Source organism: Gordonia sp. ABKF26 (assembly GCF_041103195.1).
In the GTDB taxonomy this organism is placed as follows: Bacteria; Actinomycetota; Actinomycetes; order Mycobacteriales; family Mycobacteriaceae; genus Gordonia; species Gordonia terrae.
Window position 1 is genome coordinate 934135 of sequence record NZ_JBGCVZ010000003.1, and the last position, 23821, is coordinate 957955.

26 protein-coding genes are annotated in these 23821 nt (G+C 69.4%); 7 read left to right on the forward strand and 19 right to left on the reverse strand.

Annotated elements, in window-relative coordinates:
• The first annotated feature begins 80 nt into the window (after positions 1-80).
• Positions 81-2282: a 3-hydroxyacyl-CoA dehydrogenase NAD-binding domain-containing protein gene (locus tag AB4Z55_RS04830; protein ID WP_064570457.1), complete on the forward strand. Its 2202-nt coding sequence runs from the start codon at positions 81-83 to the stop codon at positions 2280-2282.
• 158 nt (positions 2283-2440) lie between these two features.
• On the opposite strand, the gene AB4Z55_RS04835 is transcribed toward AB4Z55_RS04830, so the two are convergent.
• A complete protein-coding gene (locus AB4Z55_RS04835; RefSeq protein ID WP_369519263.1) occupies positions 2441-3115 on the reverse strand; it encodes a slipin family protein in 675 nt (224 codons plus the stop codon).
• A 603-nt stretch (positions 3116-3718) separates the two neighbouring features.
• Here AB4Z55_RS04835 and AB4Z55_RS04840 point away from each other — a divergent pair.
• On the forward strand, positions 3719-3892 hold the full coding sequence (locus tag AB4Z55_RS04840; protein ID WP_369519264.1) for a hypothetical protein: 174 nt from the start codon (positions 3719-3721) through the stop codon (positions 3890-3892).
• 97 nt (positions 3893-3989) lie between these two features.
• On the opposite strand, the gene AB4Z55_RS04845 is transcribed toward AB4Z55_RS04840, so the two are convergent.
• The 18 genes from AB4Z55_RS04845 to AB4Z55_RS04930 form a co-directional block, all read right to left on the reverse strand.
• A complete protein-coding gene (locus AB4Z55_RS04845) occupies positions 3990-5348 on the reverse strand; it encodes an MFS transporter (protein ID WP_004018956.1) in 1359 nt (452 codons plus the stop codon).
• Positions 5349-5399: 51 nt separating this feature from the next.
• Positions 5400-5804: a RidA family protein gene (locus tag AB4Z55_RS04850; protein WP_064570455.1), complete on the reverse strand. Its 405-nt coding sequence runs from the start codon at positions 5802-5804 to the stop codon at positions 5400-5402.
• Positions 5801-6136 carry a hypothetical protein gene (locus AB4Z55_RS04855; protein WP_004018953.1) on the reverse strand — a complete coding sequence of 112 codons (336 nt, stop codon included), beginning with the start codon at positions 6134-6136 and terminating at the stop codon, positions 5801-5803. Before AB4Z55_RS04855 ends, AB4Z55_RS04850 begins: the two co-directional genes overlap by 4 nt.
• Positions 6133-7239, reverse strand: a complete 1107-nt coding sequence (locus tag AB4Z55_RS04860) for a Rieske 2Fe-2S domain-containing protein (protein ID WP_369519265.1) — start codon at positions 7237-7239, stop codon at positions 6133-6135. The genes AB4Z55_RS04855 and AB4Z55_RS04860 overlap by 4 nt, the downstream gene beginning before the upstream one ends.
• 1 nt (position 7240) lies before the next feature.
• Positions 7241-7474 carry a recombinase-like helix-turn-helix domain-containing protein gene (locus AB4Z55_RS04865; RefSeq protein WP_004018951.1) on the reverse strand — a complete coding sequence of 78 codons (234 nt, stop codon included), beginning with the start codon at positions 7472-7474 and terminating at the stop codon, positions 7241-7243.
• Positions 7471-7929, reverse strand: a complete 459-nt coding sequence (locus tag AB4Z55_RS04870) for an alpha/beta fold hydrolase (RefSeq protein ID WP_239402297.1) — start codon at positions 7927-7929, stop codon at positions 7471-7473. The genes AB4Z55_RS04865 and AB4Z55_RS04870 overlap by 4 nt, the downstream gene beginning before the upstream one ends.
• Positions 7929-9713, reverse strand: a complete 1785-nt coding sequence (locus AB4Z55_RS04875; protein ID WP_369519266.1) for a thiamine pyrophosphate-binding protein — start codon at positions 9711-9713, stop codon at positions 7929-7931. Before AB4Z55_RS04875 ends, AB4Z55_RS04870 begins: the two co-directional genes overlap by 1 nt.
• 48 nt (positions 9714-9761) lie before the next feature.
• Positions 9762-10541 (reverse strand): SDR family oxidoreductase, encoded by a 780-nt coding sequence (locus AB4Z55_RS04880; protein WP_369519267.1) that lies wholly within the window; start codon positions 10539-10541, stop codon positions 9762-9764.
• An 83-nt stretch (positions 10542-10624) separates the two neighbouring features.
• Positions 10625-11368, reverse strand: a complete 744-nt coding sequence (locus AB4Z55_RS04885; protein WP_369519268.1) for an SDR family oxidoreductase — start codon at positions 11366-11368, stop codon at positions 10625-10627.
• Positions 11365-12165: an alpha/beta fold hydrolase gene (locus tag AB4Z55_RS04890; RefSeq protein WP_369519269.1), complete on the reverse strand. Its 801-nt coding sequence runs from the start codon at positions 12163-12165 to the stop codon at positions 11365-11367. Before AB4Z55_RS04890 ends, AB4Z55_RS04885 begins: the two co-directional genes overlap by 4 nt.
• Positions 12162-13160 (reverse strand): VOC family protein, encoded by a 999-nt coding sequence (locus tag AB4Z55_RS04895; protein WP_064570450.1) that lies wholly within the window; start codon positions 13158-13160, stop codon positions 12162-12164. The genes AB4Z55_RS04890 and AB4Z55_RS04895 overlap by 4 nt, the downstream gene beginning before the upstream one ends.
• A 9-nt stretch (positions 13161-13169) precedes the next feature.
• A complete protein-coding gene (locus AB4Z55_RS04900; protein WP_369519270.1) occupies positions 13170-14120 on the reverse strand; it encodes a 2Fe-2S iron-sulfur cluster-binding protein in 951 nt (316 codons plus the stop codon).
• A gap of 39 nt (positions 14121-14159) precedes the next feature.
• Positions 14160-14678, reverse strand: a complete 519-nt coding sequence (locus tag AB4Z55_RS04905; RefSeq protein WP_004018942.1) for a cupin domain-containing protein — start codon at positions 14676-14678, stop codon at positions 14160-14162.
• A gap of 53 nt (positions 14679-14731) precedes the next feature.
• A complete protein-coding gene (locus AB4Z55_RS04910) occupies positions 14732-15115 on the reverse strand; it encodes a RidA family protein (RefSeq protein ID WP_369519271.1) in 384 nt (127 codons plus the stop codon).
• Between the two features lie 47 nt (positions 15116-15162).
• On the reverse strand, positions 15163-16683 hold the full coding sequence (locus tag AB4Z55_RS04915) for an aldehyde dehydrogenase (RefSeq protein ID WP_369519272.1): 1521 nt from the start codon (positions 16681-16683) through the stop codon (positions 15163-15165).
• 211 nt (positions 16684-16894) lie between these two features.
• On the reverse strand, positions 16895-17434 hold the full coding sequence (locus tag AB4Z55_RS04920; RefSeq protein WP_239402282.1) for a MarR family winged helix-turn-helix transcriptional regulator: 540 nt from the start codon (positions 17432-17434) through the stop codon (positions 16895-16897).
• A gap of 18 nt (positions 17435-17452) precedes the next feature.
• Positions 17453-18310: an alpha/beta fold hydrolase gene (locus AB4Z55_RS04925; RefSeq protein WP_239402280.1), complete on the reverse strand. Its 858-nt coding sequence runs from the start codon at positions 18308-18310 to the stop codon at positions 17453-17455.
• A gap of 22 nt (positions 18311-18332) precedes the next feature.
• Complete coding sequence (locus AB4Z55_RS04930; RefSeq protein ID WP_051987019.1) at positions 18333-18626, reverse strand: helix-turn-helix domain-containing protein; 294 nt, start codon at positions 18624-18626, stop codon at positions 18333-18335.
• Positions 18627-18782: 156 nt separating this feature from the next.
• Here AB4Z55_RS04930 and AB4Z55_RS04935 point away from each other — a divergent pair, with 156 nt between their 5' ends.
• The 5 genes from AB4Z55_RS04935 to AB4Z55_RS04955 are packed head-to-tail and all read left to right on the forward strand — an operon-like array spanning position 18783 to position 23734.
• Complete coding sequence (locus tag AB4Z55_RS04935) at positions 18783-20414, forward strand: ABC transporter substrate-binding protein (protein WP_369519273.1); 1632 nt, start codon at positions 18783-18785, stop codon at positions 20412-20414.
• On the forward strand, positions 20396-21496 hold the full coding sequence (locus AB4Z55_RS04940; RefSeq protein WP_239402277.1) for an ABC transporter permease: 1101 nt from the start codon (positions 20396-20398) through the stop codon (positions 21494-21496). The genes AB4Z55_RS04935 and AB4Z55_RS04940 overlap by 19 nt, the downstream gene beginning before the upstream one ends.
• Positions 21493-22362, forward strand: coding sequence for an ABC transporter permease (locus tag AB4Z55_RS04945; protein ID WP_239402275.1), 870 nt, complete (start codon positions 21493-21495; stop codon positions 22360-22362). The genes AB4Z55_RS04940 and AB4Z55_RS04945 overlap by 4 nt, the downstream gene beginning before the upstream one ends.
• The gene (locus AB4Z55_RS04950; RefSeq protein WP_369519274.1) at positions 22359-23123 is read left to right on the forward strand and encodes an ATP-binding cassette domain-containing protein; all 765 of its coding nucleotides are present in this window, start codon (positions 22359-22361) and stop codon (positions 23121-23123) included. Before AB4Z55_RS04945 ends, AB4Z55_RS04950 begins: the two co-directional genes overlap by 4 nt.
• Positions 23120-23734 (forward strand): ABC transporter ATP-binding protein, encoded by a 615-nt coding sequence (locus AB4Z55_RS04955; protein WP_369519275.1) that lies wholly within the window; start codon positions 23120-23122, stop codon positions 23732-23734. The genes AB4Z55_RS04950 and AB4Z55_RS04955 overlap by 4 nt, the downstream gene beginning before the upstream one ends.
• The last annotated feature ends 87 nt before the right edge of the window (positions 23735-23821 follow it).

The window sequence follows — 23821 nt, forward strand, 5'->3', positions numbered from 1 at the left end:
GGGCAGTGAACGGCTCGCTTCGCTCGCTCCTCAGGGGGGCAGCGACCACCACTTCACGAGAAAGAACTCTGCGAATCACCATGAGTGACAACATGATCAATTGGGAGAAGGACGCCGACGGCGTCGTCATCCTGACCATGGACGACCCCAACCAGGGCGCCAACACGATGAACGCGCTCTACCAGGAGTCGATGGCCGCGACCGTCGACCGCCTGGAGGCCGAGAAGGACGACATCACCGGTGTCGTGCTCACCTCTGCGAAGAAGACCTTCTTCGCCGGTGGCGATCTGAAGGACATGACCAGCGATCGCACGGGTGTCTCCAAGGAGGAGATCGCCACGCAGATCACCGAGACGACCAACGGCATGAAGAAGGTGCTGCGTCGGCTCGAGACCCTGGGCAAGCCGGTCGTCGCCGCGATCAACGGCGCCGCACTCGGTGGCGGCCTGGAGATCGCGCTGCACACCCACTACCGCATCGCCGCGGATGTCAAGGGTGTTCAGATCGGTCTGCCCGAGGCCACCCTCGGCCTGCTGCCCGGCGGCGGTGGCGTCGTGCGTACCGTCCGTCTGCTCGGTATCCAGAACGCCCTCATGGGTGTTCTGCTCCAGGGTCAGCGCTTCAACCCGACCAAGGCCAAGGAGACCGGCCTGGTCAACGAGGTCGTCGGCTCGATCGAGGAACTGATCCCCGCCGCCAAGGCCTGGATCAAGGAGAACCCCGAGGCCCAGCAGCCGTTCGACGTCAAGGGTTACAAGATCCCGGGCGGTGCTCCCACCAACCCGGCGTTCGCGGCCAACCTCCCGGCGCTGCCGGCCCTGCTGCGCAAGCAGATCAAGGGCGCCAACATGCCTGCGCCGCGTGCCATCCTGGCCGCCGCGGTCGAGGGTGCCTACGTCGACGTCGACACCGCGGACATCATCGAGACCCGCTACTTCGTCTCGCTGGTCACCGGTCAGGTCGCGCAGAACATGATCAAGGCGTTCTTCTTCGACCTGCAGCACATCAACGGCGGCGGCTCGCGCCCCGAGGGTTACGACAAGTTCACCGCCAAGAAGGTCGGCGTCATCGGCGCCGGAATGATGGGCGCGGCAATCGCTTACGTGTCGGCGAAGGCCGGCATCGAGGTCGTCCTCAAGGACATCGACCTCGACGCTGCCAAGCGCGGCAAGGGGTACTCGGAGAAGCTCGAGGAGAAGGCTCTCGCCAAGGGCAAGACCACCCAGGAGAAGAGCGACGCACTCCTCGCCCGCATCCACCCGACCGTCGACGCCGCCGACTTCAAGGGTGTCGACCTCGTCATCGAGGCCGCCTTCGAGTCGGTCGAGGTCAAGCACAAGGTGTTCCAGGAGATCGAGGACATCGTCGAGCCCGATGCCGTCCTGGGTTCCAACACCTCGACCCTGCCGATCACCATCCTCGCCGAGGGTGTGAAGCGGTCCGAGGACTTCATCGGAATCCACTTCTTCTCGCCGGTCGACAAGATGCCGCTGGTCGAGATCATCAAGGGTGAGAAGACCTCGGATGCCGTGCTGGCCAAGGTCATCGACTACACGCTGGCGATCCGCAAGACCCCGATCGTCGTCAACGACAGCCGTGGCTTCTTCACCAGCCGCGTCATCGGCACCTTCGTCAACGAGGCCATCGCGGCCGTCGGCGAGGGCGTCGAGCCGGCGTTCATCGAGCACGCGGGCACCCAGGCCGGCTACCCGGCCGCGCCGCTGCAGCTCATGGACGAGCTGACCCTGACCCTGCCGCAGAAGATCCGCAAGGAGACCGAGGCAGCGGCCAAGGCCGAGGGCAAGGACTTCCCGCAGCACGGCTCGAACGCCGTCGTCGACTGGATGGTCGACAACGGTCGCACTGCCAAGAAGGACGGCAAGGGCTTCTACGACTACGACGAGAACGGCAAGCGCACCCAGCTCTGGCCGGGCCTGCGTGAGCACTTCAAGTCGGGCACCACGGAGATCCCGCTCGAGGACATGAAGGAGCGCATGCTCTTCGCCGAGTCGCTCGAGACCGTCAAGTGCTTCGACGAAGGTGTGCTCACCTCGGTCGAGGACGCCAACATCGGTTCGATCTTCGGCATCGGGTTCCCCGCGTGGACCGGTGGTGTCATCCAGTACATCAACGGTTACGAGGGTGGCGTGCCCGGCTTCGTCGCGCGTGCCAAGGACCTTGCCGGCAAGTACGGCAAGCACTTCGAGCCGCCGGCCTCGCTGGTCGAGAAGGCCGAGCAGGGTGTCACCAAGCTGACCAACGAGAACCTCGCTGCGAAGTAGGGCTTTCGCTGGGTGACCAGCAGACAACAAGGGCCCCGGCCGGATTCGTTCCGGCCGGGGCCCTTGTGTTCTCCGGACCACCAATGTCGCTCCCGCGTCGCCGTTTCCGTCCCGCTGATTGGATCGGATAAGCGGGACGGAAACGAGGCCGCGGGAGCTCAGTCGTCCGGCGGCGCCTCGGCGCCCCCGACGCTGAGCACGACGCGGGCGCCGTATGGCACCGACTCGACGAGGCGCAGCTGCGCCAGTGCCGGGTGGGCGTCGAGCAACCGGCCCGCGTTGGTCAGCGCACGCAGCGCGGCGGTCTCGGCGCGAGCCGCCTCGAGCTTGGCCAGACCGCGTGTCTTGGCGGTGATGACCTCGAGTGCGGCACTGCGGACCTCGGCCGGGACGATGACGTCGCGGACGACCGCTTCGAGAACGTCCATGCCCACGGTGCCCGCGGCCCGGGCCGCTGCGACGCGGATCGGCTCGACGTCGACGGAGTCGCCGCGACGCACGAGGTCGTCCGACTCGACGCCGGCGCAGACCTCACGCAGCGCGATCTGGGCGGCCAGGTAGACCGCGCCGATCGGATCGGAGGCTCGTTCGACGAAGGCGACTGCGTCGATCACGCGGGCGCGCAACGTCATCGAGATACGGACGGCCATCGAGTCGGCGGTGAGGATCTCCTGCGGCGAGACCTGGATCAGGCGCTCTCGCAGGTCGACGCTGAGCGTGGCGTCCGGCTTCCGCACGCGGTGGCGACCGGTGGGGAGCGTCTGGACCTCGCTACCCCGGTAGGCCAGCACGGTGTGGCCCGGTGGGACGGTGATTCGATTGTGGAACAGCATGGCGATCCTCCTTTCCGTTGCGTCGCAATGCTTGTCGGGTGTGGGGATTCGGATGGCGACACCGCTCGCGGGCGGGCCGGCCGATGGGGTGCGACGCGGGGTCGCGCACGACCCGGACGACGACCGCAGAACCGACCGGGCCCGTGCTCCCGGGAGCGGTGCCGTGTCAGGACTCGAACCTGCTCGGGAGGTATCCCTTGCCATCTGAAGGCGGACGAGGATTCCGACGCGCAGAAACACTTCGCGGTATCCCGCTCCGGTCTGCTGGTCCTCGTGCCGAACGGGAACTATGCCAGCGTCGTGCTGTGGGGCGCAACGGATTATCGAGCATCGCCTCGCTCCCTGAGGAGCGAGCTTGCGAGCGTCACGAAGGGTCCTGGTGAGATGCGTGGGAGACCCTTCGTGACGCGCCCTCCGCAAGCTCCGGGCGCTCCTCAGGGAGCGGAGGGGCGGCGCACGCACCGGTCGCGGGCCCGAGCACTTACTCGGCGCGCATCCTCGGCGTCGGCACCTGGGTGGGGCGTCGTGCGCTGGGGTGCAACGGATCATCGGCCGCCACGAGTCCGATGGAACCGATGGGCGCCGCGACACGTCCAAGTGTTCGTGATCCCGATACCCACTGATCGTTCCGGTCTGATCCTGCGTGAGAACGCGGTGAGTGCCGGACTCTCCGATGCCGACCTCGACGAGGCGGTGACCCGCGATCACCTGGTGTGTCTCGGTCCCGGCGTGTTCGCGCTCGCGGTCGGCTATCTGCTGTGGTCGCGCGCGTGCTGATCGCGTTCGGCGACCGGTCCGTCACGACGTGGGTGGGACGACGAGCGGTGCACCGAGGTGATACCCGGTGCACCGCTCGTCGAATGGGTTCGACGCGTCAGGCCTGCCCGCCGATCGCGTGGCCGTTCATCGTCTGGCTGGTCATCGCCGGTCCGCCGACCGTCGTGCGGTCCCCGGCTTCCGGGCCGTCGAGCCGTCCCGTCGCGGCGGCATCTTCGGGCACCTTTGATTCCGTGCGGCGGAGCAGCAGGACGAGTGCCAGCGCCACCGCGACCGGGGCGCACGCGATCAGCACGATGGCGCTCGTCGACAGACCGAGTCCGATCAGGGCGCCGCCGACGATCGGGCCGACCACCGAGCCGAGGCGACCCATCGAGGAGGCCCAACCGACTCCCGTCGCGGCGGTGGCCTGCGGGTAGATCGACACCGCCACGGCGGCCTGCCCGATCATGCCGGCCTGCAGTCCGAGCCCGACGCCGCCGAACACCAGCAGCAGCAACGCCTTGTCGGCGCCGAGGAACGCGGACAGGATCAGGAACACGATGGCCGCCACCGTGGTGCCGGCGAGGATCGAGCTCATCCGGTACCGGGTCGCGCCGAGGATCAGCACACCCGCACCGACGATGCTGCCGACGCCCAGTGCCGCCGACCCGAGTGGTGCCAGACCCGTGCTGAAGCCGTAACTCGTCAGGAGGGTGGGCAGCCAGGACGAGAAGATGTAGAAGACCGAGAACACCATGAAGGCGAAGCCCCAGAGCAGCAGGGTCCGACCGCGCACCTCGGGGTCGAACAACCGGGCCACGGCCGCGTGGTGGCGGGCCTCCGAGCCCGGGGTCACACCGGTCAGCGTGCGCTCGTCGGGCAGCCACATCCAGAGGAAGGGGAACAGGGCCGCAGAGGCGATGGCGCCCGCGACGAACACCGACGGCCAGCCGTATGCCGACACCAGCCGAGTACCCAGCAGTCCGGCGATGAGCGCACCCATCGAGATGCCCATCGTGACGAACACCGCGATCGACTGCCGGTGCCGGGCGGGGTTGAGGGCAGTTGCCTGCGCCACGGCCGCCGGCATGACCGCGCCGAGACCGAAGCCGGTGATCAGGCGCAGCGCGCTCAGCTCGACGATGTTGCCGGCCCATGCCGTCAGCAGACTGCCGATCGTGAACACGACGACCGCGGCGAGGATGACCTTGCGGCAGCCGAACCGTGCGGTGAGTCGGCCGACCGCGATGTAACCCAGGGCGACACCGAGGCTGGTCAGCGACAGGGCGGGGGTGAAGTGGGAGGCGGGGACACCCCAGTCCTCCTTGAGCGCCGGCACGGAGAGGCCGAGGGCGATGGTGTCGTAGCCGTCGAGCACGACGGCGATGAAGGCGAGGATCAGGACCGGCCAGTTGGGTCTGTCGACGGCCGGTGCTGAGTTGTTCGGGCTGGAGTTGAGAGTTGGTCCGCTCACGATGGCGTCCTCGGGGTGTAGTCGGCGTGGCTGACGCCGGTTCGAGTGATTCTAGTCGGCCGCGGGCGCGGCCTTCGGGAGAAATCCCTGTGCCTCGACCTCGACGCTGAGGCCAGGCTCGACCAGTGCCGACACCTCGACGAGGGTCGAACACGGGAAGTCTCCGGAGAAAACCGCGCTCCGGGCGCGTCCGACAGCTGCCTTGTCGGCGATGTCGGTGACGTAGATGCGCAACACGACGATGTCGTCGACGGAAGCGCCGCACGCCTCCGTCAGTGCGCGCACGCGGCGGAAGGTCTCGACCGCCTGCGCGTGGGTGTCGTCGCCACCCACCGGACCGTCCGGCCCGCCGGCGTGCATCCCCGAGAGGAAGAACTGGTCGCCGACGACGCGGGCGTTGCTGAACATGTCCCGACGGGGCGGCTCCGCGACGTCGGGGTGTCCGACCCGGGTCATGAGGTCACCGCCGAACGTCGCGCATCGGACTCACGCGTCAGTCGTTCGCGGACCGGCAGGAAGTCGTACGTCGGGTAGAAGTCGGTGGCGAAGGTGCCCCACGCCCGGCGTTCCAGTTCGACGTTCACCGCGGGCAGCCGGTCCGCCGGTAGGCGGAGGGTGACGATCTGACCGATACCCATGGCCACGACCCAGGAGACGACCTCGCATCCCTCGGGCGGAAAGCCGTGCCACCAGTCGTTCTCGTCGAGCCGACCCTGCAACTGGTCGAGGTTCTGGCTCTGATCGTGGCGCAGCACCACGGTGAGCAGCATCGACCCGTCGGTGCTCATGCGTTCGCTGCGAGGAGTTGCTCGGCCTGGGCGACGGCGTCGGCGCGATAGATCCGTCGAATCCGGGAGACCCCGAGATCGTGCTGGTACAGGTGCTCCTCACGGTCGGCGTCACCGGCGAGCGCCTCCAAGACGAGCCGGTCCTGTTCGAGGACCTCCCAGTGCTTGGCCTCCAGCGTCGTGCGGTAGAGGAACCGCCAGGTCTCACGTTCCCATCCGCTCACCCGCCGGGTGCGCCAATGGAAGATGGCCGACGTCGACCGGTCGATGGGCGTGCTCATCCCGACGATCCCGAACACACCGCCGGGGCCGGCGCCGGGGCCGTACGGGATCTCGAGGTCGACGTAGTCCATCGATCCGCGGACGAACTCCACCCAGTCGAAGTTCACGCCGCGCTGGTCGGTCTTCTCGAAGAAGAAGCCGCGGTCGGTCTCCCGGATGCGGAACCGAGCCGAGGTGTCGCCACCGAACATCGAATGGGAGTTGCGGTGCAGAAACGCGCCGTGCATGGGATCGAGGACGTTGTCCATGTAGAACCGCCACGGGCCCGCCCACTCGGCGAAGTTGCCGAACCAGGACACCTCGGGATCGGACAGCCGGTCGGGCAACACGAACGGGGTCGGCACCGAGTCCGCGGTCAGCGGCAGGAAGGCGAAGATCGTGTCGGCCGCCTCGACCACCTCGAGCGACACCGTCGCCCGACGGCCCTCCAGGGCACATCCCGGCATGCCCGGCACCGACACCACCGTGCCCTCGCCGTCGACCTGGACACCGTGGTACGCGCAGGCGATGCGGTCGCCGAGGTGTTGGCCGACCGACAACGGAGCGCTGCGGTGCGGGCACCGGTCCTCCAGCATGCGGACCCGACCCTGGGCGTCGCGGAACAGCACCCAGTCCACCTCGAGTCGGCGGACCGGGACCATCGCGCCGGGCTCGAGCATGCGCGACGGGAGGATCGGGTACCAGCGGTCCCGGAGGCCCGTCGCCGCGATCTCGTCGGCGTCGAGGTGACGACGGGTACCTACTGCGTAGGTCGGTGTGCGTCGCGCGGGACGTTCGCGGGTTGCGGACCGGGTGCCGGGGGTGGGCTGTGTGGTGGTCATGTCATTTCCCCAATCTGCGCATCTCGGCGCGGAAGGTCTCGGCGGTCCACGGACCACCGTCGGGTCCGTGGAGGCCGAGGGCGTTCAGGCCGTCGGTGACCTCATCGAGAGTCGTTGCCCCGGCGGTGAAGATCTCGGTGACGGACCCGGCGAGCTTGAGCTCATACGGTGTCAGCGGCTCCGGATGGGTCTGGTGTGTCTCGAGGTAGGGCTCGCGGGCTGGGCGAGTCATCATCGGAGTACTCCTTCGTCGATGAGTGGTGTGGGCTGGGCGAGGAGGCGGCCGTCACGGGCGGCGAGGCCCTCGGCGATCGCGACGAACGAGACGGTCCACTCCTCGAAGGACTCCCGGCATTCGGTGTGCGCGGGGACGGGCGCGCCGTCGAGGACGACGAAGACGCCGTTGTCGATGTCGCCGGCGAGCGTCTGCGCCGCATCGAGATCGGTGTCGGCGTCCGGCGCCGACGCGAGAACCAGGGTCGGAACCCGAACGGACGGGAGCAGATTCGTTGTCTCTGCGGTGAGCGGCGCGGGCTCGGCCAGGATCAGGCTCAGCACGAGGTCGGGGTTCTCGACGGCCAGGGCGATCGCGTCGGCGACGTCGGTGCCGGAGGCGAAGACGTGGGCCTGGTCACCCGAGCGCACCCGCGTCGCGATGTCGTGGTCCCACCAGAGGGCCGGGGCGGTCATCAGTGGGCCCCAGAGGAATCGAGCCCAGAGGAATCGAGCCCAGAGGAATCGAGCCCAGAGGAATCGAGCCCAGAGGAATCGAGCCCAGAGGAATCGAGCCCAGAGGAATCGAGTTCAGACGGGACGTGCACCGGCGGGACGAACGGCCCGGGGGCGGGGTCGACGGCCTCGACATCCACCTCGATGAACGACGGGCCGCCGCGGTCGACCGCGGCCTCGAGGGCGTCGGCGATGACGCCCGGGCCGCGCACGAGTCGGTAGGGGATGTCCATCGCTGCCGCGAGCAGATCGAAGCGCGGCGTGTGCAGGTCGACGCCGGAGCGCCGGAAACCGTTCTTCTGCTGCATGTTCCGCAGCACCCCGTACCCGCCGTCGTTGAACACCAGCACGATGACGTGCGCACCCGAGCCGGCCAGGGGGGCGAGCTCGCCGAGGTGCACCGACAATCCACCGTCGCCGGCGACGACGAGGGTCGGGGCGTCGGGCCGGGCGTGCGCCGCACCGATCCCCATCGCGAGTCCCTGTCCGATCCCGCCGCCGAGGGGAAAGATGTTGGTGCCGCGCTCGTAGATCGGCAGCAGGCGGTTGCCCCACTGGCTCGACGGGATCGTCACGTCGCGGGCGATCACCGAGCGACGCGGTAGCGCATCGCGGATCGCCGTGCAGACCTCGGCATAGCCACCGATGTAGGTCGTGAGATCGTCGCGGACCTCCTCGCGCACGGCGGTCACGCGGCGCGGCCACTCGTCGGCGGTCGCGACCGCGTCCAGCTCGGCCAGCAGCGCAGTGATCGTCGGTGCGGCGTCTCCGACGAGCCCGACCGCGGCCGGGTAGACGCGCCCGATCGTCGTGGGTTCGACGTCGATCTGGATGATGTTCTCCGGCAGCGAGAGAGAGTAGGACGCGGTCTCGTTCGATCGGAAGTGGGTACCGACGGCGAGGAGCACGTCGGCGTCGTCGAGCAGTGCCCGCACCGCGGGGGTGGTCGCGAAGTTGCCGATGACGAGGGGGACGTCCTCGGCGACGATTCCGCGCCCGGAGTTGCTGGTGACGATGCCCGCGCCGAGGAATCGAGCGAACTCGGCGATCTGCTCACCGGCGCCGGCCGCACCGCCGCCCAGCCACAACAGGGGCCGCTCGGCGGTGCGGAGCAGATCGGCGGCGCGGGCGACGGACTCCGCGTCGGCGACGGGCGTCGTCACCGTGACCGACGGCGCCGGTCGCTGGGCGTCCGGGGAGGCGAGATACTGGAGGTCCGTGGGCCATTCGACGCTGGCCGGTCCCGTGGGTGCGGCGAGGACATGCGCGATCGCCGACTCGAGTTCGGCCTCGACGTCCTTGGCCTCGGTGATCGTCGTGGAGTACGCCGAGATCGCGTCGAGCATCTGCGGCTGACCCGGGAACTCATGGATGACACCGCGACTCGCGGCCGGACGCCCGGGGGCGAGGAACTCGCTCTCGATCTGGCCGGTGATGTGCAGGACGCGACTGCCCGCGGTCAGGGCCTCCACCATCGAACCGGCAGCGTTACCTGCTCCGGTACCGGTACTGGTCAGCGCAACGCCGAGACCGCCGGACGCGCGGGCGAATCCGTCGGCGGCGTTGACCGCGGCCGCCTCGTGCCGCATCTCCACGAACGTCAGGTCGCGGTCGACGGCCTCGACGAGCGGAAGGTTGTGGATACTGATCACCCCGAAGACGGTGGTGACGCCGTGCCGGCGGAGCACATCGACGAGGACGTCACCGCCGGTCGGTCGGCGGCGGCTTCCGGTGTGTTCGGTCATCGGCTGGTTCTCCTGTTGCTGGGCTGGGTTGGTCGGGCTCTGCCGGGGTCAGACATAGCGGTGCACCCCGCCGCCGACCTCGAGCGTGGCGCCGGTCGTGTAGCTGTTCCGCGGCGAGAGAAGGGTGGTGATGGGAAATGCGAGTTCGTCGGCGGAACCGAAGCGGCCCAGTGCGATTCCCCGATCGTCGGCGATCTCGGCACTCCAGGCCGCGAAGTCGTCGGCGCCGCTCTCGGCGAACCGGCGTTGCCACTGTCCGGTGTCGATGAGGCCGAGCAACACCGAGTTGACCCGCGTCCCGTCGGTCGCGAGCTCGTCGGCGAGCGAGCTCGACAGGTTCAACAGGCCCGCCCGGGCCGCCGATGTGACGGCCAGGCGGGTTTCGGGCTGTCGGGACAGGATGGCGTTGACGATCACCACGGCACCGCGGTCCGACGCCGCGAGCGCGGCGCGGGTGGCGCGGATGACGTGCAGCGCACCGAAGATCTTCAGGTCGAACTCGTCGCGGATCTCCTCGTCGGTGGTCTCGTCGAGGGTGCGCATGAGCGACCGCCCGGCGTTGCAGACCACGCCGTCGAGACCACCGAGCCGGTCGACGGCGGTGGCGACGAAGGCATCGACGGACGCGCGGCTGGTGACATCGCATGACGCGGTGACCACGTCGGTGACCGCGGCAAGATCGGCTGTCGCGGAACGAAGACGGTCCTCGTCACGGGCACAGAGCGCCAGGCGGGCGCCTTCCTCGGCGAGCAACCGGGCGGTGGCGAGGCCGATCCCGGAGCTCGCGCCGGTGATCAACACTCGGCGACCGGCGAGCTGCAGGTCCATGGGTACTCCTCGGGGCTGGTATGCGGTGGGGCTGGGGGCTGCGGACTGGGGGCTGGGGGCTGGAGTCGAAGTGGATACGTCGCTCAGCGGAAGATGAATCCGCCGTCGACGACGATGGTCTGACCGGTGACGAAGGCGGCGTCCTCGGACAGTAGGAAGCGGACCACTCCGGCGACGTCCTGCGGGGTCTGTTCGCGGTCGAGTGCGCGCCCCGCGGCGTAGGTGCGGTACCGGTCTTCGGGAACGCCCTCGGTGGCCTCGACCCGGATCAGGCCCGGCGCAACGGCATTCACGCGAACTCCGTGCGGCCCGGCATCGCGGGCCATCGAGCGCGTCATCCCGATGACCGCCGCCTTGGACGACACGTAGTGCACGAGTCGCGGCGACCCGTACATCGCGACATCGGAGGCGATGTTGACCACGGCGCCCCGCGAGCGGGACAGCGACGGCCACAGGTACTTCGTGACCGACCAGGTGCCGCGGACGTTGACATCGGTCAGCCGCCCGAACTCGTCGTCGGCGAGCTCGAAGAACGTCGCGCCGCCCACGCCGTCGGCGATCGCCGCGTTGTTGACGAGGCCGATCACGTGATCGCCGTCGGCGTCGAGACGGTCGGCGAGTGCGCGGACGGCGTCGACGTCGGCGATGTCGGTGACGATCGCGCGGGCGTCGTGACCGGCGTCGCGCAAGGCGGCCTCGGCCGCGAACGCGGTCTCCGGATCCCGTTCGGCGATCACCAGTCGGTGCCCGTCGGCGCCGAGACGTTCGGCGATGGCACGGCCCAGTCCGCGGCCGCCGCCGGTCACCACCATCGTCCCGGCGCTCATGACAGCATCCCGACGAAGTCCAGGACGTGGTCGGCGACGACGTCGGGTTGTTCCTGGATCGCGGCGTGGCCGGCATCGGGGACGATCCGCAGCTGAGCGCCGGGGATCTGGTCGGCGAGGAGTCGTGATTCGTCGACGCCGGTGATGGTGTCGCGCTCACCGACGAGAACGAGGGCCGGGCGGGCGAGTCGGGCGAGGTCGGGTCCGAGATCGGTCGTGGCCATGTATCGGGCCGCGGCGGCGAAGCCGGGCTCGCGGACCTCCGCCATGGTGGCGCGGACCTCGGCGGTGACGGCCGGGTCGCAGTCGGGTGCCGTGAGCGCGTCGGCGCGGTCGGCAGCGACTGCGGCGGCACCCCGGTCGACGAGGTCGGGGATGCGGGCGAGCATGCCGGCGGCCCGCTCGGCGGTGACCCCGGAACCGCGGGTGCTGTCGGCGATGACGAGCGCGGCGACGAGATCGGGCCGGTGCAGCGCCAGATCCATGGCGATTACACCGCCCCAGGACGTGCCGAGGAGAACAACGGGCTGTCCGGGGGCGAGCGCTTCGATCAGTTCGGCCATCTCCTCGACGGGGCCGATACCCGGCCGGGGACCGGCCGAACGCCCGTAACCGGGGGCGTCGGGGCACCAGCAGTCGAGTCCGGCGGCGGCCAGCCGTGCGGCCAGTGGGCCACACGACGTGGCGCCGCCGCCGATCCCGTGGAGCAGCACCACGCTGTGCCGGCTCCGGATCTCGCGGCTCGACGGGTGCGCGACGACGTGCACGCGGTCGAGCACGGTGACGGTGGTGGTCATGCCACGCCCACCGTCTGGGGCAGATGGATGAAGTAGTCCGGGTCGCGCGGGGTCACCAGGGAGCTCGCGCCGTGGTCGGGGATGCCGGCCATGGCCGAGCGGACGGTGGTCGTCGGCGGGCCCGCGGTACCCCACTGATCGGACAGTTCGGGTGTGCGGCGCCAGGTCCGGCACAGCCAGGCGTCTTCGTCGATCTGGGCGACCTCGGAGGTGTACTCGCAGACCAGACCCGCCGGATCGGTGAAGTAGGAGAAGGTGTTGTCGCCGGGGCCGTGGCGGCCCGGTCCCCACTGCGGGCTGATCCCGTGGGAGCGCAGGTTGCCGATGCCGCGCATGAAGTGGTCGATGGAGGTCATCTCGTAGGCGACGTGGTTCAGGGCCGGCCAGGGCGCCTGGTTCAGCGCGATGACGTGATGTTCGGAGTTGCAGCGCAGGAACGACATCTGGCGCTCGGACCAGTCCGACACCCGCATCCCGAGGACCTGGGTGTAGAACGCCGTGATCCGCTCGATGTCGGTGGTGTTCAGGACGACGTGCGCGATCTTGCGCGGGATGGCACGACGACCCGCGGGTTCCTGCGACGACACCGCGTGCACGTCCGCCGACAATTCGACGGTGCGCCCCTCCGGGTCGACGAGGGCCAGGCCGTATCCGCCCCCGGCGTCGTCGAGCGGTCCGGGTTCACGGAGCAGCGGCACGCCGATCCGCTCGAGTGCCCGGGCGGCATCGTCGACCTCCCGCGGCGTCCCCAGTGCGAAGCTGAAGCCGCCCAGGGCATTCGCGTCACCGGGGCGGAGATCGAGGACATGGTGTTCGGTGCCGGTGGCGCGCAGCCAGAACCGGTCACCGTCCTCCTCGACGGTGGTCAGTCCCCACACCTCGTGATAGAAGTCCCGGGAGGCCAGGGGATCGGGCACGCTCAGCGTGACCGAGCGCAGGCTGCGCAGACGGCACACCGGTTGCTCGGTGAGTACGGGAAGCTGGGAGTAGAGCACGGGGTTCCCCTAGAGGTCGAGTACGAGTTCGGCTGAGCGGCAACGCGAGACGCAGGGAAGCATCGTCTGACCGCTCGCGTGTTCGGTGTCGGTGAGGACGAAGTCGCGGTGGTCGAGATCGCCCTTGACGACCCCGATCTCGCAGGTGCCGCAGATGCCCTCCGTGCAGGAGCTGGGCACGTCGACGCCGGCGTCGGCCAGGGCGTCGAGCACGGACATGTCGGCCGGTACCGGGATCCGCTGTCCGGTCCGGTCGAGGACGACGTCGAATGCGGTGTCCCCGCCTGGGTCCACCCCCACGACGGGTGCGGCGAAACGTTCGCTGCGCAGCGGGATCTCCGGCGGGACGACGCCGGCGACGGCGTCGAGGAGGGCGGCCGGGCCGCAGCAGTACGCCACCGACCCGGATGGCGCTCCCGCGAACAGCGCCGACAGATCGGGCAACCCGCCTCGCTCGTCGTCGGCGTGGATGACGGACGTCGAGTGCGCGGACACCTCGTCGACGAAGGCCATCGACCGTCGGGACCGGCCCGCGTAGAGCATCTGCCACGATCGGCCCTCGGACTCCAGCCGACGCATCATCGCGACGATGGGGGTGATACCGACGCCGCCGGCGATCAGGATGTGGTGCGCGGCGTCGGGGTCGATCGAGAAGGCATTGCGCGGGCCGTCGACCTCGATCTCGGCGCCGATGGACAGCCGATCGTGCACGTAGCTGCTACCGCCGCGCGACTTCTCGGCCCGGAGGACCGCCACAGACCACCGTGACGGATCCTCCGGCGCCGAGCACAGCGAGTACTCCCGAACGAGTCCGTCCGGCAGACGAAGCGCGACATGCGATCCCGGTTCCCAGCGCGGGAGTTCGGCGCCGGACGGGTCCACGAGGGTGATGCTCGTGACGCCGTCGGCCTCCCAGGTCTTCTGGTGCACGCGAAGGACTCTCGTCGTGTCTGCGGACATGGTGGACACCTCTCGGGTTCGGTTCGGGTGGAGCGAGGTTCAGCGGGTGACGCCGAACATCTCCGAGCTCGGCGGGTAGGTGGGCAGCTGCGGCTTCTCGGCGCCGATGATCACGCAGAACAGCGCGTCGGTGTCGCCGACGTTGGCGAGGCTGCGGGGGACGCCTGCGGGCACCCGGATCAGGTCGCGGTAGCCGAGGCGACGAACGGCCTTCTTGGTGCCGTCCTCCACGTCGTGGACGGCGACCTCGAGCTCGCCCTCGAGGACGAAGAACACCTCTTCGACGTCGTGGTGGGTGTGCTCGGGACCGACGGCACCGGCGGGCAGGCGCATGTTGGAGAACGTGAAGTGATCCGACGGAAGAGTCCGGCTGTCATTCTCGTGGTTGCCGGTGGCGCCCGAGCCGATGTAGCGGATCTGGGCACGCTTGAAGCGATCGCCGCCGGCGGCGGCCTGGAAACCCAGTGTGTCCCAGTCCTCGTGCCGGGTCTCGCGGCTGGCGATGCAGGAGTCGATCTGCTGCTCGAGATCGGCGATGGTCTTCTCTGGTGCGGTCATGATGGCGGGTCCTCTCGGTGTTCTGGTGGATTCGGTCGGTGCCGGACGCTCGGTCAGGACGAGTGGGCGATGGCTTCGATCTCGACGGTCGCGCCGTAGGGCAGCGCGGCGACCTCGACGAACGAGCGGGCCGGACGAGGCGTGGCGAAGACGCTCTCGTAGTGCCGGTTCGCGGCGTCGCGCAGCGAGACGTCGGTGACGAAGTAGGTGGTCTTGACGACATCGGCGAGCCTCATGTCGATCGTGGCCAGGCGCTCGCCGAGCCGGGCCATCGCCGCGTCGAGGGCGGCGTCGACACCCGGTACGGCCACCCCGTTCTCATCCACCGACAGTGCGCCGGAGACGAAGCCGAAACCGGCGACGGCGAATGCGGGACTGTACGGGTGCGCGGTGCTCTGGTCTTCTGCGGCGAAGTCGGTTGCGGCAGTTGCGGTCATGGATGTGGTTCCTTTCGTCGAAGTGGGCGCGTGCACGGTCCGGCCGGTCACGGATGGCGACCCCACGCGATCGGCTCGTCGCTGCGGTCGAGGTAGATGCTCTTCTGGTCGGAGTACTGGCGGATCGCCTCACGGCCCTTCTCGGTGCCCAGCCCGCTGTCGCGTAGCCCGGTGAACGGGGTCGAGATGGAGAACTGCTTGTAGGTGTTGACCCAGACGGTTCCGGCGTCCACGGCGTCACCGATCCGCAGCGCACGCCGGTAGTCCTCGGTCCACACGCCGCAGGCCAGGCCGTAGACGGTGTCGTTGGCCTGCGCGATGACGTCGGCCTCGTCGTCGAACGGGATGACCACCGCGACCGGCCCGAAGATCTCCTCCTGGCTGATCCGGTCGGTGTTGGCGACGCCGGTCAGTACGGTCGGCGGGTAGTACCAGCCGTCGGCCAGCGCACCGTCGACGGGAACCGCGCCACCGCACCGCACTCGGGCACCGTCGGCCACCGCTCGGGCTACCGTGTCGGCCACCGAGTCGCGGTGCGCGGCCGAGATCATCGGGGCGACGTCGGTGTCCGGGTTGGTGCCGGGACCCATCCGCAACCGGCCGGCGCGTGCCACCAGATCGTCCGTGAAAGCATCGAACACGCTGCGCTGCACGAACACTCGTGATCCGGCGATGCAGCTCTGGCCGCTGGAGGAGAAGATCCCGTACAGCACGCCCTGTACGGCGCGTTCGAGGTCGGCGTCGGCGAAGACGATGGTCGGTGACTTGCCGCCCAGCTCCAGGGTGATCGGCATGAGCTTGTCGGCGGCGATCCGGCCGAGGTGACGCCCGGTGCTCGTCCCGCCGGTGAAGGTCACCTTCGCGACGTCGGGGTGGCGGACCAGGGCCTCGCCGACGGTCCGGCCCGGGCCCGGGAGGACGGACAGGACACCGCGGGGCAGGCCGGCCTCTTCGCAGATGCGGGCCAGGAGCAAGGTCACCCAGGGCGCCCACACCGGCGGCTTGCTGACCACCGCGTTGCCCGCGGCCAGCGCGGGGGCCAACTTCTGCGCGTCGGAGGCGATCGGCGAGTTCCACGGGGTGATGGCACCGACGACACCCATCGGGCGGTGCGTGGACATCGTGAGCCACGGGCCGCGCGGGGTCGTGAGCGTGCCGTCGGAGGTCTCCGCCGCCGCCGCCATGTACCGGAAGGTGTTCGCCGCACTCGCCGCCAAAGCCGATGTCTCGCCGAGGGTCTTGCCGGTGTCGAGGGTCTGCAGCCGCGCGATGCGATCTCGCGCAGCGTCGATACCGTCGCCGATCCGGTGCAGGACTGCCGCGCGCTCGTGGGGAAGCGCACTCGCCCAGCCGCTCTCGTGGGCGGCGCGGAGCCCGGTGCGGACCGCGGTGTCGACGTCGGCGGGAGTGGCCCCGTGCAGGGTCGCGAAGACCCGACCCGTCGCCGGGTTCACGGACTCGATCAGATCTCCGGCGCCGACCTCCCAGTGACCGCCGACGAAGATGCGGTCGTCGAGGTCACGGGCGTCGATCCCGGGATGGGTGGAGGTGCTCGTCACGAGGGTCATGTGAATCCGTTCGGAGGTGATGGCCGAAGGCCGAACCAAATATCTTTGCGCTAAGACAGTTGTAAAGCCTTAGCGCTAAGAGGTCAACCTCGAAGAACCCCACTACAGGACCTCGTTACGTGGGATTTACGCGTCCGAAATGGAAGAGATGCAGGTCACACACGGTGTGTCGGCCATCACGAACGCCGCGGAAAAAGTTTCGATCGCAGCGTCAGACCGCGGCGATGGGGTCCGCTTCGCCGGGATCGAGGCCATCGCCGAGCACCGCGAAACGAGCGGAGTGCTCGAGCGCGCCCAGGAGCCGGGCGAGGTCGGCTGCCTCGTCCTCGGAGAGTTCGGCGAGCATCACGCGGAGCTTCGCGAAGTGCTCGTCGGCGATGCGGTCGACGAGTGCCGCGCCCTCGGGGGTCAGCTCGACGTAGACCACTCGTGCGTCGGCCCGATCTCGGGTGCGCGTGACGAACCCGGCGTCCTCGAGGCGTTTGACGCGCAGGGACAGACCGCCGGTGGTGACAAGTGTCTGCTCGGCGAGTTCGCCTGCCGTCAGGCGATGGTCGGGGACGGCTCGGCGCAGACACGCGAGGACGTCGAAGCCGGAGTCGGTGATGTTGTGCTCGTCGAAGGTCGAGGCGATACGCGCCTTGTAGACGAGGAAGCTGCGGTGGAGCCGGCCGAACACCTTGAGCGCCGAGACGTCGAGCTCGGGCCGGGCGACGGCCCAGTGGGACACGATGACGTCGACACCATCCATGGTGGCGAGGTTAGTGGATCATCGCGCGAGGAAGGCCCCCACCGTCGCCTCGAAGGCGGCCTTGGCCTCGATCATCACCCAGTGCCCGCACTTCGGGAAGATGTGGAGCTCCGCGTCGGGGATGAGGCGCATCGGGACCATCGCCATGTCGGGTGGGCTGACTCGATCGTCGCGGCCCCAGGTCAGCAGCGTCGGGCAGGCGACCTTGTGCATCGACGCCCAGTACGGCGGGTTGTCCGACGCGGCCATGAATTGCTGCTGCATCTCGAAAGCCGCTGAGCCGTACATCATCTGCGCCGTCTTCTGCGCGTCTGGGTTGATGGCGGCCTGCCACCGTTCCTCGATGAGTTCCTCGGTCACCAGCGAGCGGTCGAAGACCATCGACGTGAGCCAGCGGACCAGCTTGTCCTTGTCCGGGGCGTCGGTGAACTCCTGGAGGAGGCGCAGGCCCTCACTGGGGCTGGGGCTGAACACATTCGGGCCGATACCGCCGATGGTGACGAGCTTCTCGACGCGCTCGGGCTTCTTGATCGCCAGGTTGACGCCGACGACCCCACCCATCGAATTGCCGATCATCGCGGCCTTGTCGATGCCGAGTGCATCCATGAACCGGAGCACCGAGCCGCCGGCCGTGAGAACCGGGTGGCCCTCGACGGCGTCGCTCACCCCGAAGCCGGGGAATTCGATGACGAAGCAGTGGTGTGTCTGCGCGAAGCGCCCGAGGTTCCCGCGGTAGTTGCGCCAGCCGGTCACGCCGGGCCCGGATCCGTGCAAGAGGATCAGCGGCGGTGCGTCGGCGTCGCCGGCCTCGTGATAGCGCAGTGTGCCCTGATCGGTCGTCAGTTCCCGTTTGGTCGCATCGAAGGTGACATCCACGTCGACCAGACTAGAACGTGTTCTAATCCGTTGTCACCGGGTGGGCGTGATCCGACCGATCTGCGGAGGTGAGGTGCCCGACCCCGATGATGTCGTGCAGGATGCGATGCACTATCGCGTCGCCGACGACCTCGTAGTGGACCATCCGGCCGACCTTCTCCGAACGGACCCACCCCTGGTCGCGCAGCTTGCGGATCGACTGGGAGGCGGCGTTCTCGGTGATGCCGATACGGGTGGCCAGTTCGGCGACCGTGGAACCCGGCCGCGCATGCATCTCCGCGACGAGTCGGAGGCGGTTGGGGTCGCTCAGGAGCATGAAACGTGCGGCCCAGGAGTCCGCGTCGAACGAGTCCGCGTGAAATGAGTGTGGGTCGAAGTCGGTCACCGGCCCCTCCTCGTCACTTCGTCGATGGACACCAGCTCATCGTTCCTCACGGCCCCGGTGGCGGCAAATGTGTGTCTGGGAGAACATATGTCTGTGCACACACGTGTTGAGGGAGCGTCGTCGACTGTTCGCGGAGTCGCCACGGTCGGAGCCGCCGTTCTTCTCGCGATGGTCGCCCTCGCGGGTTGCTCGGTGTCGGATCAGGCAACGGCGACCGACCAGATCGTCCTCGGCGAGGGGCAGGACCTCGATGACTTCAACCCGATGCTCGGTTATGCACAGCTCGGCGTCTCGCCCATTTACGACGGCCTCCTCATCCCGTCCGCCGACGGCGACGACCGCGTTCCGGACCTCGTCCCGGCGCTCGCCGCGTCCCGCCCCGAGCGTGTCGCGCCGCGCACGTGGCGGGTGCCGCTCAAGAGTGGCGTCACGTTCTCCGACGGCACCGCCTTCGACGCCGCCGACGTCGTCGCGACCTACCGGGCCGTCGTCGATCCACGGGTCGCGTCGCAGATCTCGATCGACTTCGAGCCGATCGTCTCGGTCGAGGCCGACGGGCCCGGGGCGGTGACCGTTCGGATGAACACCGACGCGGACCCGTCGCCGTACCTGCTCGTGGGTGTCGTGCCCGCCGAGCGGGTGGAGGATGCGCCGGCGGCGGAGTGGGCCCTGAACACCGAGCCCGTGGGCACCGGGGCGTACCGGCTCGATTCGCTCGAGCCGGACCAGGCCGTTCTCGTTGCGCGCGAGAACTATTGGGGAAACCAGCCGGCGGTACAACGCATCGTCTACACCCACGTTCCCGACGACAACACCCGCGCGCAACGGATCGCGGCCGGTGAGATCGACGGCGCGAACCTGCCACCGAGGCTCGCCGAGAGCCTGGACGGGCGTGACGGCATCGACGTGGTGTCGGTGAAATCCGCTGACTGGCGCGGCATCTCACTGCCGAGCACGAACCCGTTCACCGCCGACCCGGCCGCTCGCCTCGCGATGAACCTCGGCATCGACCGGCAGGCCGTCGTCGACGACGTGCTGACCGGCGACGGTGAACCCGCCAGCACGCCGATCGCCTCGGTATACGGGGCTGACGTCTACGACGAGCAGACGCAGTTCGGCTTCGACGCCGATCGTGCACGGGCGACACTCGACGCCGCCGGGTGGCGGACGGCTCCCGACGGTATCCGGGCCCGCGGGGCCGACCGGGCGTCGTTCGCCCTCCTCTACAACGCCGAGGACACTCTTCGCCGTGATCTGGCGGTGGCGTTCGCGGCGTCGATGAAACGGATCGGTGTGGAGGTCCTCACCCGCGGCACCAGCTGGGACGAGATCGATTCCGAATTGACCTCGGCAGCGGTGCTTCTGGGTGGCGGCGCGACGCCGTACAGCATCGACTCGCAGGTCTACGACACCCTGCACACGCGCGTCGCGAACTCGTCGCCGTACTCCAACCCGGGCGACCTCACCGCCCCCGGGCTCGACGCCCTTCTCGACGAGGCACGTGCGAGCGCGCCCGGGCCGGCGAATGACCAGCGGTATCAGCGCATCCAGCAGATCTACGCGGCTGCGCCGTCGTACGTCTTCCTGGCGTTCCTGCACCACACCTACGCCTCTCGGGGCGAGGGTTGGCGGCACGACGACCCGATCCTCGAACCGCATTCGCACGGCGTCACCTGGGGCCCGTGGTGGAACGTGCCGTCGTGGCAACCGATCTCATGACCTCCCTCGCCTCGTCGGTGCGGTCGATCCGGCCGGCCGGCACCGACGCCGACGATCGGACCGACAGGCGGCACCCGCGGCGCCGGCGCACGAGGCGGCCGGACTCGCGCACGCGGCGAGCCGGACGACTCCTGCTCCGGCGCGTCCTCCTGATGATCCCGACGACGATCCTGGTGTCGCTCGGGATCTTCGCCGTCGCCGCCGCGTCGCCGTTCGAACCGCTCACCGCTCATCTCGGTGACAACTACCAGTCGGCCACCCCCGCCCAGCGGGCGGCGACCGCGGCCGCCTATGACGTGGACCAGTACTGGCTGAGCGCCTGGTGGAACTGGTGGGGTGCGCTGCTCCACGGTGATCTGGGTTGGTCCTCGACCCAGGGCCGCGCGGTCGACGAAGTGATCTCGCAACGTCTTCCGTTCACCCTCGGCATGTCGACGGCTGCATTGATCTCCGCTGCGTTGCTCGCCGTCGTCGGAGGGGCCGTCATCGGTATGCGGCGGGGCGGGCTGGTCGACCGGGCGTGTACGGCGTTGGCGGCCATGCTGGCCGCGACCCCGCCCTTCGTGGTGTCACTGGTGCTGGTCAGCATCTTCGCGGTGACGCTGGGGTGGTTTCCGACCTCCGGTGCTCGACGCCCCGGCGACGACTACTCCCTCGACGGTCTGCTCACCCACGCCGTGTTGCCGTACCTGGCCCTGACCGTGTCGATGATCCCGTGGTTGCTGCTGACCATGCGCGCGGCCGTCGTCGACGCCACCGCCTCCGATGCGGTCCGGGCCGCCCGGACCCGCGGTGTCGACGGGTGGGCGCTCGTGCGCGGGCACGTGGTGCCGGTGTCGGTACTGCCCACCCTCGCGCTCCTCGGCACCCGCCTGCCCGAGATCATCGCCGGCGCCGCCATCGTCGAGACCGTCTTCGGCTGGCCCGGCCTCGCCGCAGCGCTCGTGGATTCGGCCGTGGCACTGGACTTCTCGTTGCTGGCCGCGCTCGCGGTCGGATCGGCCGTACTCGTGCTGCTCGGGTCGGCCCTGTCCGATGCGGCGGCCGTGTGGATCGATCCGCGGATCGGACTGACCGCATGACGACCATCGGTGACACGACGGGCGTCGGGGTCGTGAGCCGTCGGGCCGCGATCGGTCACCGCGCCGCCCTCGTCACACCGTGGGTCGTGCTGACGGTCATGGTCGTCATGGCGGTCGGGTGGCCCGTTCTCGCAGGCGAACAGACCGCCGACTTCGCGCGTTCACTGCTGCCTCCGGGTTCCGGGGCGGCACTCGGGACCGACCACTCGGGGTACGACCTCGGTGTCAGAACTGCTGCCGGACTGCGGATCTCGCTGCTGATCGCCGCGGCGTGCGCGGTCCTGGCGACGGCCCTCGGCGTCCTCGTCGGAATCGGTGCGGTGACGATGGGCGGGTGGTTCGACGCGGTGGTGATGCGCGTCGTCGACGGGGTCAACGCCTTGCCGCACCTCGTCGTCGGAGTGGTCATCGCCGCGATGTGGCGCGGTGAGCCGGTCGCGATCATCGCGTCGATCGCGCTGACCCACTGGCCGTCCGTCGCGCGGGTGGTGCGCGCCGAACTACTCGAGGCGACGTCGTCGGGGTGGGTCGAATCCGCCCGCTTGGCCGGTGCGTCCCGCACCTTCGTCGCCGTCCGCCATCTGCTGCCCGCAGTGAGCGGGCAGGTGCTGGTGGCGATGACCGTGTTGCTGCCGCACGCGGTCTGGCACGAGACGACGCTGTCGTTCCTGGGTGTCGGGCTCTCCCCGGACGCCGCGAGTCTCGGCACGCTGCTCGGGCAGGCGCGCGGTGACATCCTCACCGGCGCGTGGTGGACGCTGGTCGTGCCCGGTGTCGCCCTGATGGTCACCGCGCTCGCGTGTGCGGCCGCGGCGTCGTCGCTGCGTCGTGCCACGTCGCCGCCCGCCGGTGAGGTGTGGCGATGAACGCCGGGCTCGACGGGGTGACAGTGGAGATCGTGGCCCGGAATCGGTGGAACCGGGCAGCAGTCCGAGTGCTCGACGATGTGACGCTGCCCTTGCCGGCCGGGTCGATGACCGCACTGGTGGGTGAGTCCGGCTGCGGTAAGTCGATGGTCGCGTCGGTCCTGTCCGGTCTGCTCCCGCCGGGGTCCGTGCCGACGGGTCGACTGCGGATCGGCGGCGAGGTGTTCACCGATCGTGAACTCGCCGGCGCGGACCGCCGGTGGCGAGGACTCCGCGGGCGCCGCATCGGCTCCGTTCCCCAGTCGGCGTCGACCTCGTTCACGCCTGTGCGCAGTGTCGGCGCGCAGCTGGACGAGGTGATCGGCATTGTCGGCGGGTCACACGATGCCGTCGAGCTGTGCCGACGCGTGCACCTCGACCCCGCCGCACTCCGGTTGTATCCGCACGAGCTGTCCGGCGGGATGGCGCAGCGCGCCGCGATCGCCGCAGCCCTGGCCGGTGATCCGGACACGATCGTCGCCGACGAGCCGACCTCGGCGCTCGACGCCGAACTCGCAGCCGACATCTGGGAGCTCCTCGTCGAAGCCGCGAGTGCCGGCGCGGCGGTGCTCGTGATCACCCACGACGTCGAGACGATGCGGCGCGGGTGCGATTCGGTGGCGGTCATGCGCGCGGGACGGATCGTCGATCATCGTCGGCTCGATGAGATCGTTGCCTCCGACGACGCCTATGTCGCCGGGTTCTTCGAAAGAGTGCCGTGACCACGGGGGACCTTCTCGTCGGCACGGGCCTGTCGGCCCGCTTCGGCGACACCCTCGTGTTCGAGGGCCTCGACGTCGGTGTCGGCGCCGGAACGGTCACCGGAGTGGTCGGGCGGTCGGGGAGCGGCAAGACGACGCTGCTGCGCGTCCTCGCGGGGTTCGCCGCGCCGGCTGCCGGAAGAGTCGCGTGGCCGGGCGGGCGTCGCCCCGGCGACATCGCCCTCCTCGCCCAGCATCCGCGCCTCGTCGCCAACCCACGGTGGACGCTGCGCCGGATCGTCGCCGAACCCGCGGCGATCGCGAGACGAGACTGTGACGTCGAACGAGCCGCGGATCGCGTCGGCCTCGATCCGGCCTTGCTGGATCGCTATCCGTCACAGGTGAGCGACGGTCAACTCCAGCGCGCGTGCCTCGGCAGGCTCGTGGTGCAGCAGCCGCGGGTCGTGCTGTGCGACGAACCGACCGCGATGCTGGATCCGGTCGCGTCTCGGGCCGTGACGTCGCTGCTCGACGACCTCGTCGCCGATGGGGCGGGCCTGCTGCTGGTGAGCCACGACCGACGGCTGGTGGAATCGCGCAGCCGGGACGTCATCGACCTCGACCGGCGCTGACGGTTGCGGCCGCTGTTCGGGTCGCCGAGTGGCTTCGACTCGGCGCCTCGACCTCGACGCGCTCCTTCGTCGCTTGCTCGGCCCGGC

Bases quoted from the DNA above. Each gene is read 5' to 3' on its own strand.
- AB4Z55_RS04850 (WP_064570455.1), bottom strand. From the start codon at position 5,804: ATGACCCGGGTCGGACACCCCGACGTCGCGGAGCCGCCCCGTCGGGAC.
- AB4Z55_RS04900 (WP_369519270.1), bottom strand. From the start codon at position 14,120: ATGTCCGCAGACACGACGAGAGTCCTTCGCGTGCACCAGAAGACCTGG.
- AB4Z55_RS04905 (WP_004018942.1), bottom strand. From the start codon at position 14,678: ATGACCGCACCAGAGAAGACCATCGCCGATCTCGAGCAGCAGATCGAC.
- AB4Z55_RS04880 (WP_369519267.1), bottom strand. From the start codon at position 10,541: ATGGACCTGCAGCTCGCCGGTCGCCGAGTGTTGATCACCGGCGCGAGC.
- AB4Z55_RS04835 (WP_369519263.1), bottom strand. From the start codon at position 3,115: ATGCTGTTCCACAATCGAATCACCGTCCCACCGGGCCACACCGTGCTG.
- AB4Z55_RS04885 (WP_369519268.1), bottom strand. From the start codon at position 11,368: ATGAGCGCCGGGACGATGGTGGTGACCGGCGGCGGCCGCGGACTGGGC.
- AB4Z55_RS04855 (WP_004018953.1), bottom strand. From the start codon at position 6,136: ATGAGCACCGACGGGTCGATGCTGCTCACCGTGGTGCTGCGCCACGAT.
- AB4Z55_RS04915 (WP_369519272.1), bottom strand. From the start codon at position 16,683: ATGACCCTCGTGACGAGCACCTCCACCCATCCCGGGATCGACGCCCGT.
- AB4Z55_RS04860 (WP_369519265.1), bottom strand. From the start codon at position 7,239: ATGACCACCACACAGCCCACCCCCGGCACCCGGTCCGCAACCCGCGAA.
- AB4Z55_RS04920 (WP_239402282.1), bottom strand. From the start codon at position 17,434: ATGGATGGTGTCGACGTCATCGTGTCCCACTGGGCCGTCGCCCGGCCC.
- AB4Z55_RS04935 (WP_369519273.1), top strand. From the start codon at position 18,783: ATGTCTGTGCACACACGTGTTGAGGGAGCGTCGTCGACTGTTCGCGGA.
- AB4Z55_RS04830 (WP_064570457.1), top strand. From the start codon at position 81: ATGAGTGACAACATGATCAATTGGGAGAAGGACGCCGACGGCGTCGTC.
- AB4Z55_RS04950 (WP_369519274.1), top strand. From the start codon at position 22,359: ATGAACGCCGGGCTCGACGGGGTGACAGTGGAGATCGTGGCCCGGAAT.
- AB4Z55_RS04945 (WP_239402275.1), top strand. From the start codon at position 21,493: ATGACGACCATCGGTGACACGACGGGCGTCGGGGTCGTGAGCCGTCGG.
- AB4Z55_RS04890 (WP_369519269.1), bottom strand. From the start codon at position 12,165: ATGACCACCACCGTCACCGTGCTCGACCGCGTGCACGTCGTCGCGCAC.
- AB4Z55_RS04870 (WP_239402297.1), bottom strand. From the start codon at position 7,929: ATGACCGCCCCGGCCCTCTGGTGGGACCACGACATCGCGACGCGGGTG.
- AB4Z55_RS04875 (WP_369519266.1), bottom strand. From the start codon at position 9,713: ATGACCGAACACACCGGAAGCCGCCGCCGACCGACCGGCGGTGACGTC.
- AB4Z55_RS04865 (WP_004018951.1), bottom strand. From the start codon at position 7,474: ATGATGACTCGCCCAGCCCGCGAGCCCTACCTCGAGACACACCAGACC.
- AB4Z55_RS04930 (WP_051987019.1), bottom strand. From the start codon at position 18,626: ATGCTCCTGAGCGACCCCAACCGCCTCCGACTCGTCGCGGAGATGCAT.
- AB4Z55_RS04910 (WP_369519271.1), bottom strand. From the start codon at position 15,115: ATGACCGCAACTGCCGCAACCGACTTCGCCGCAGAAGACCAGAGCACC.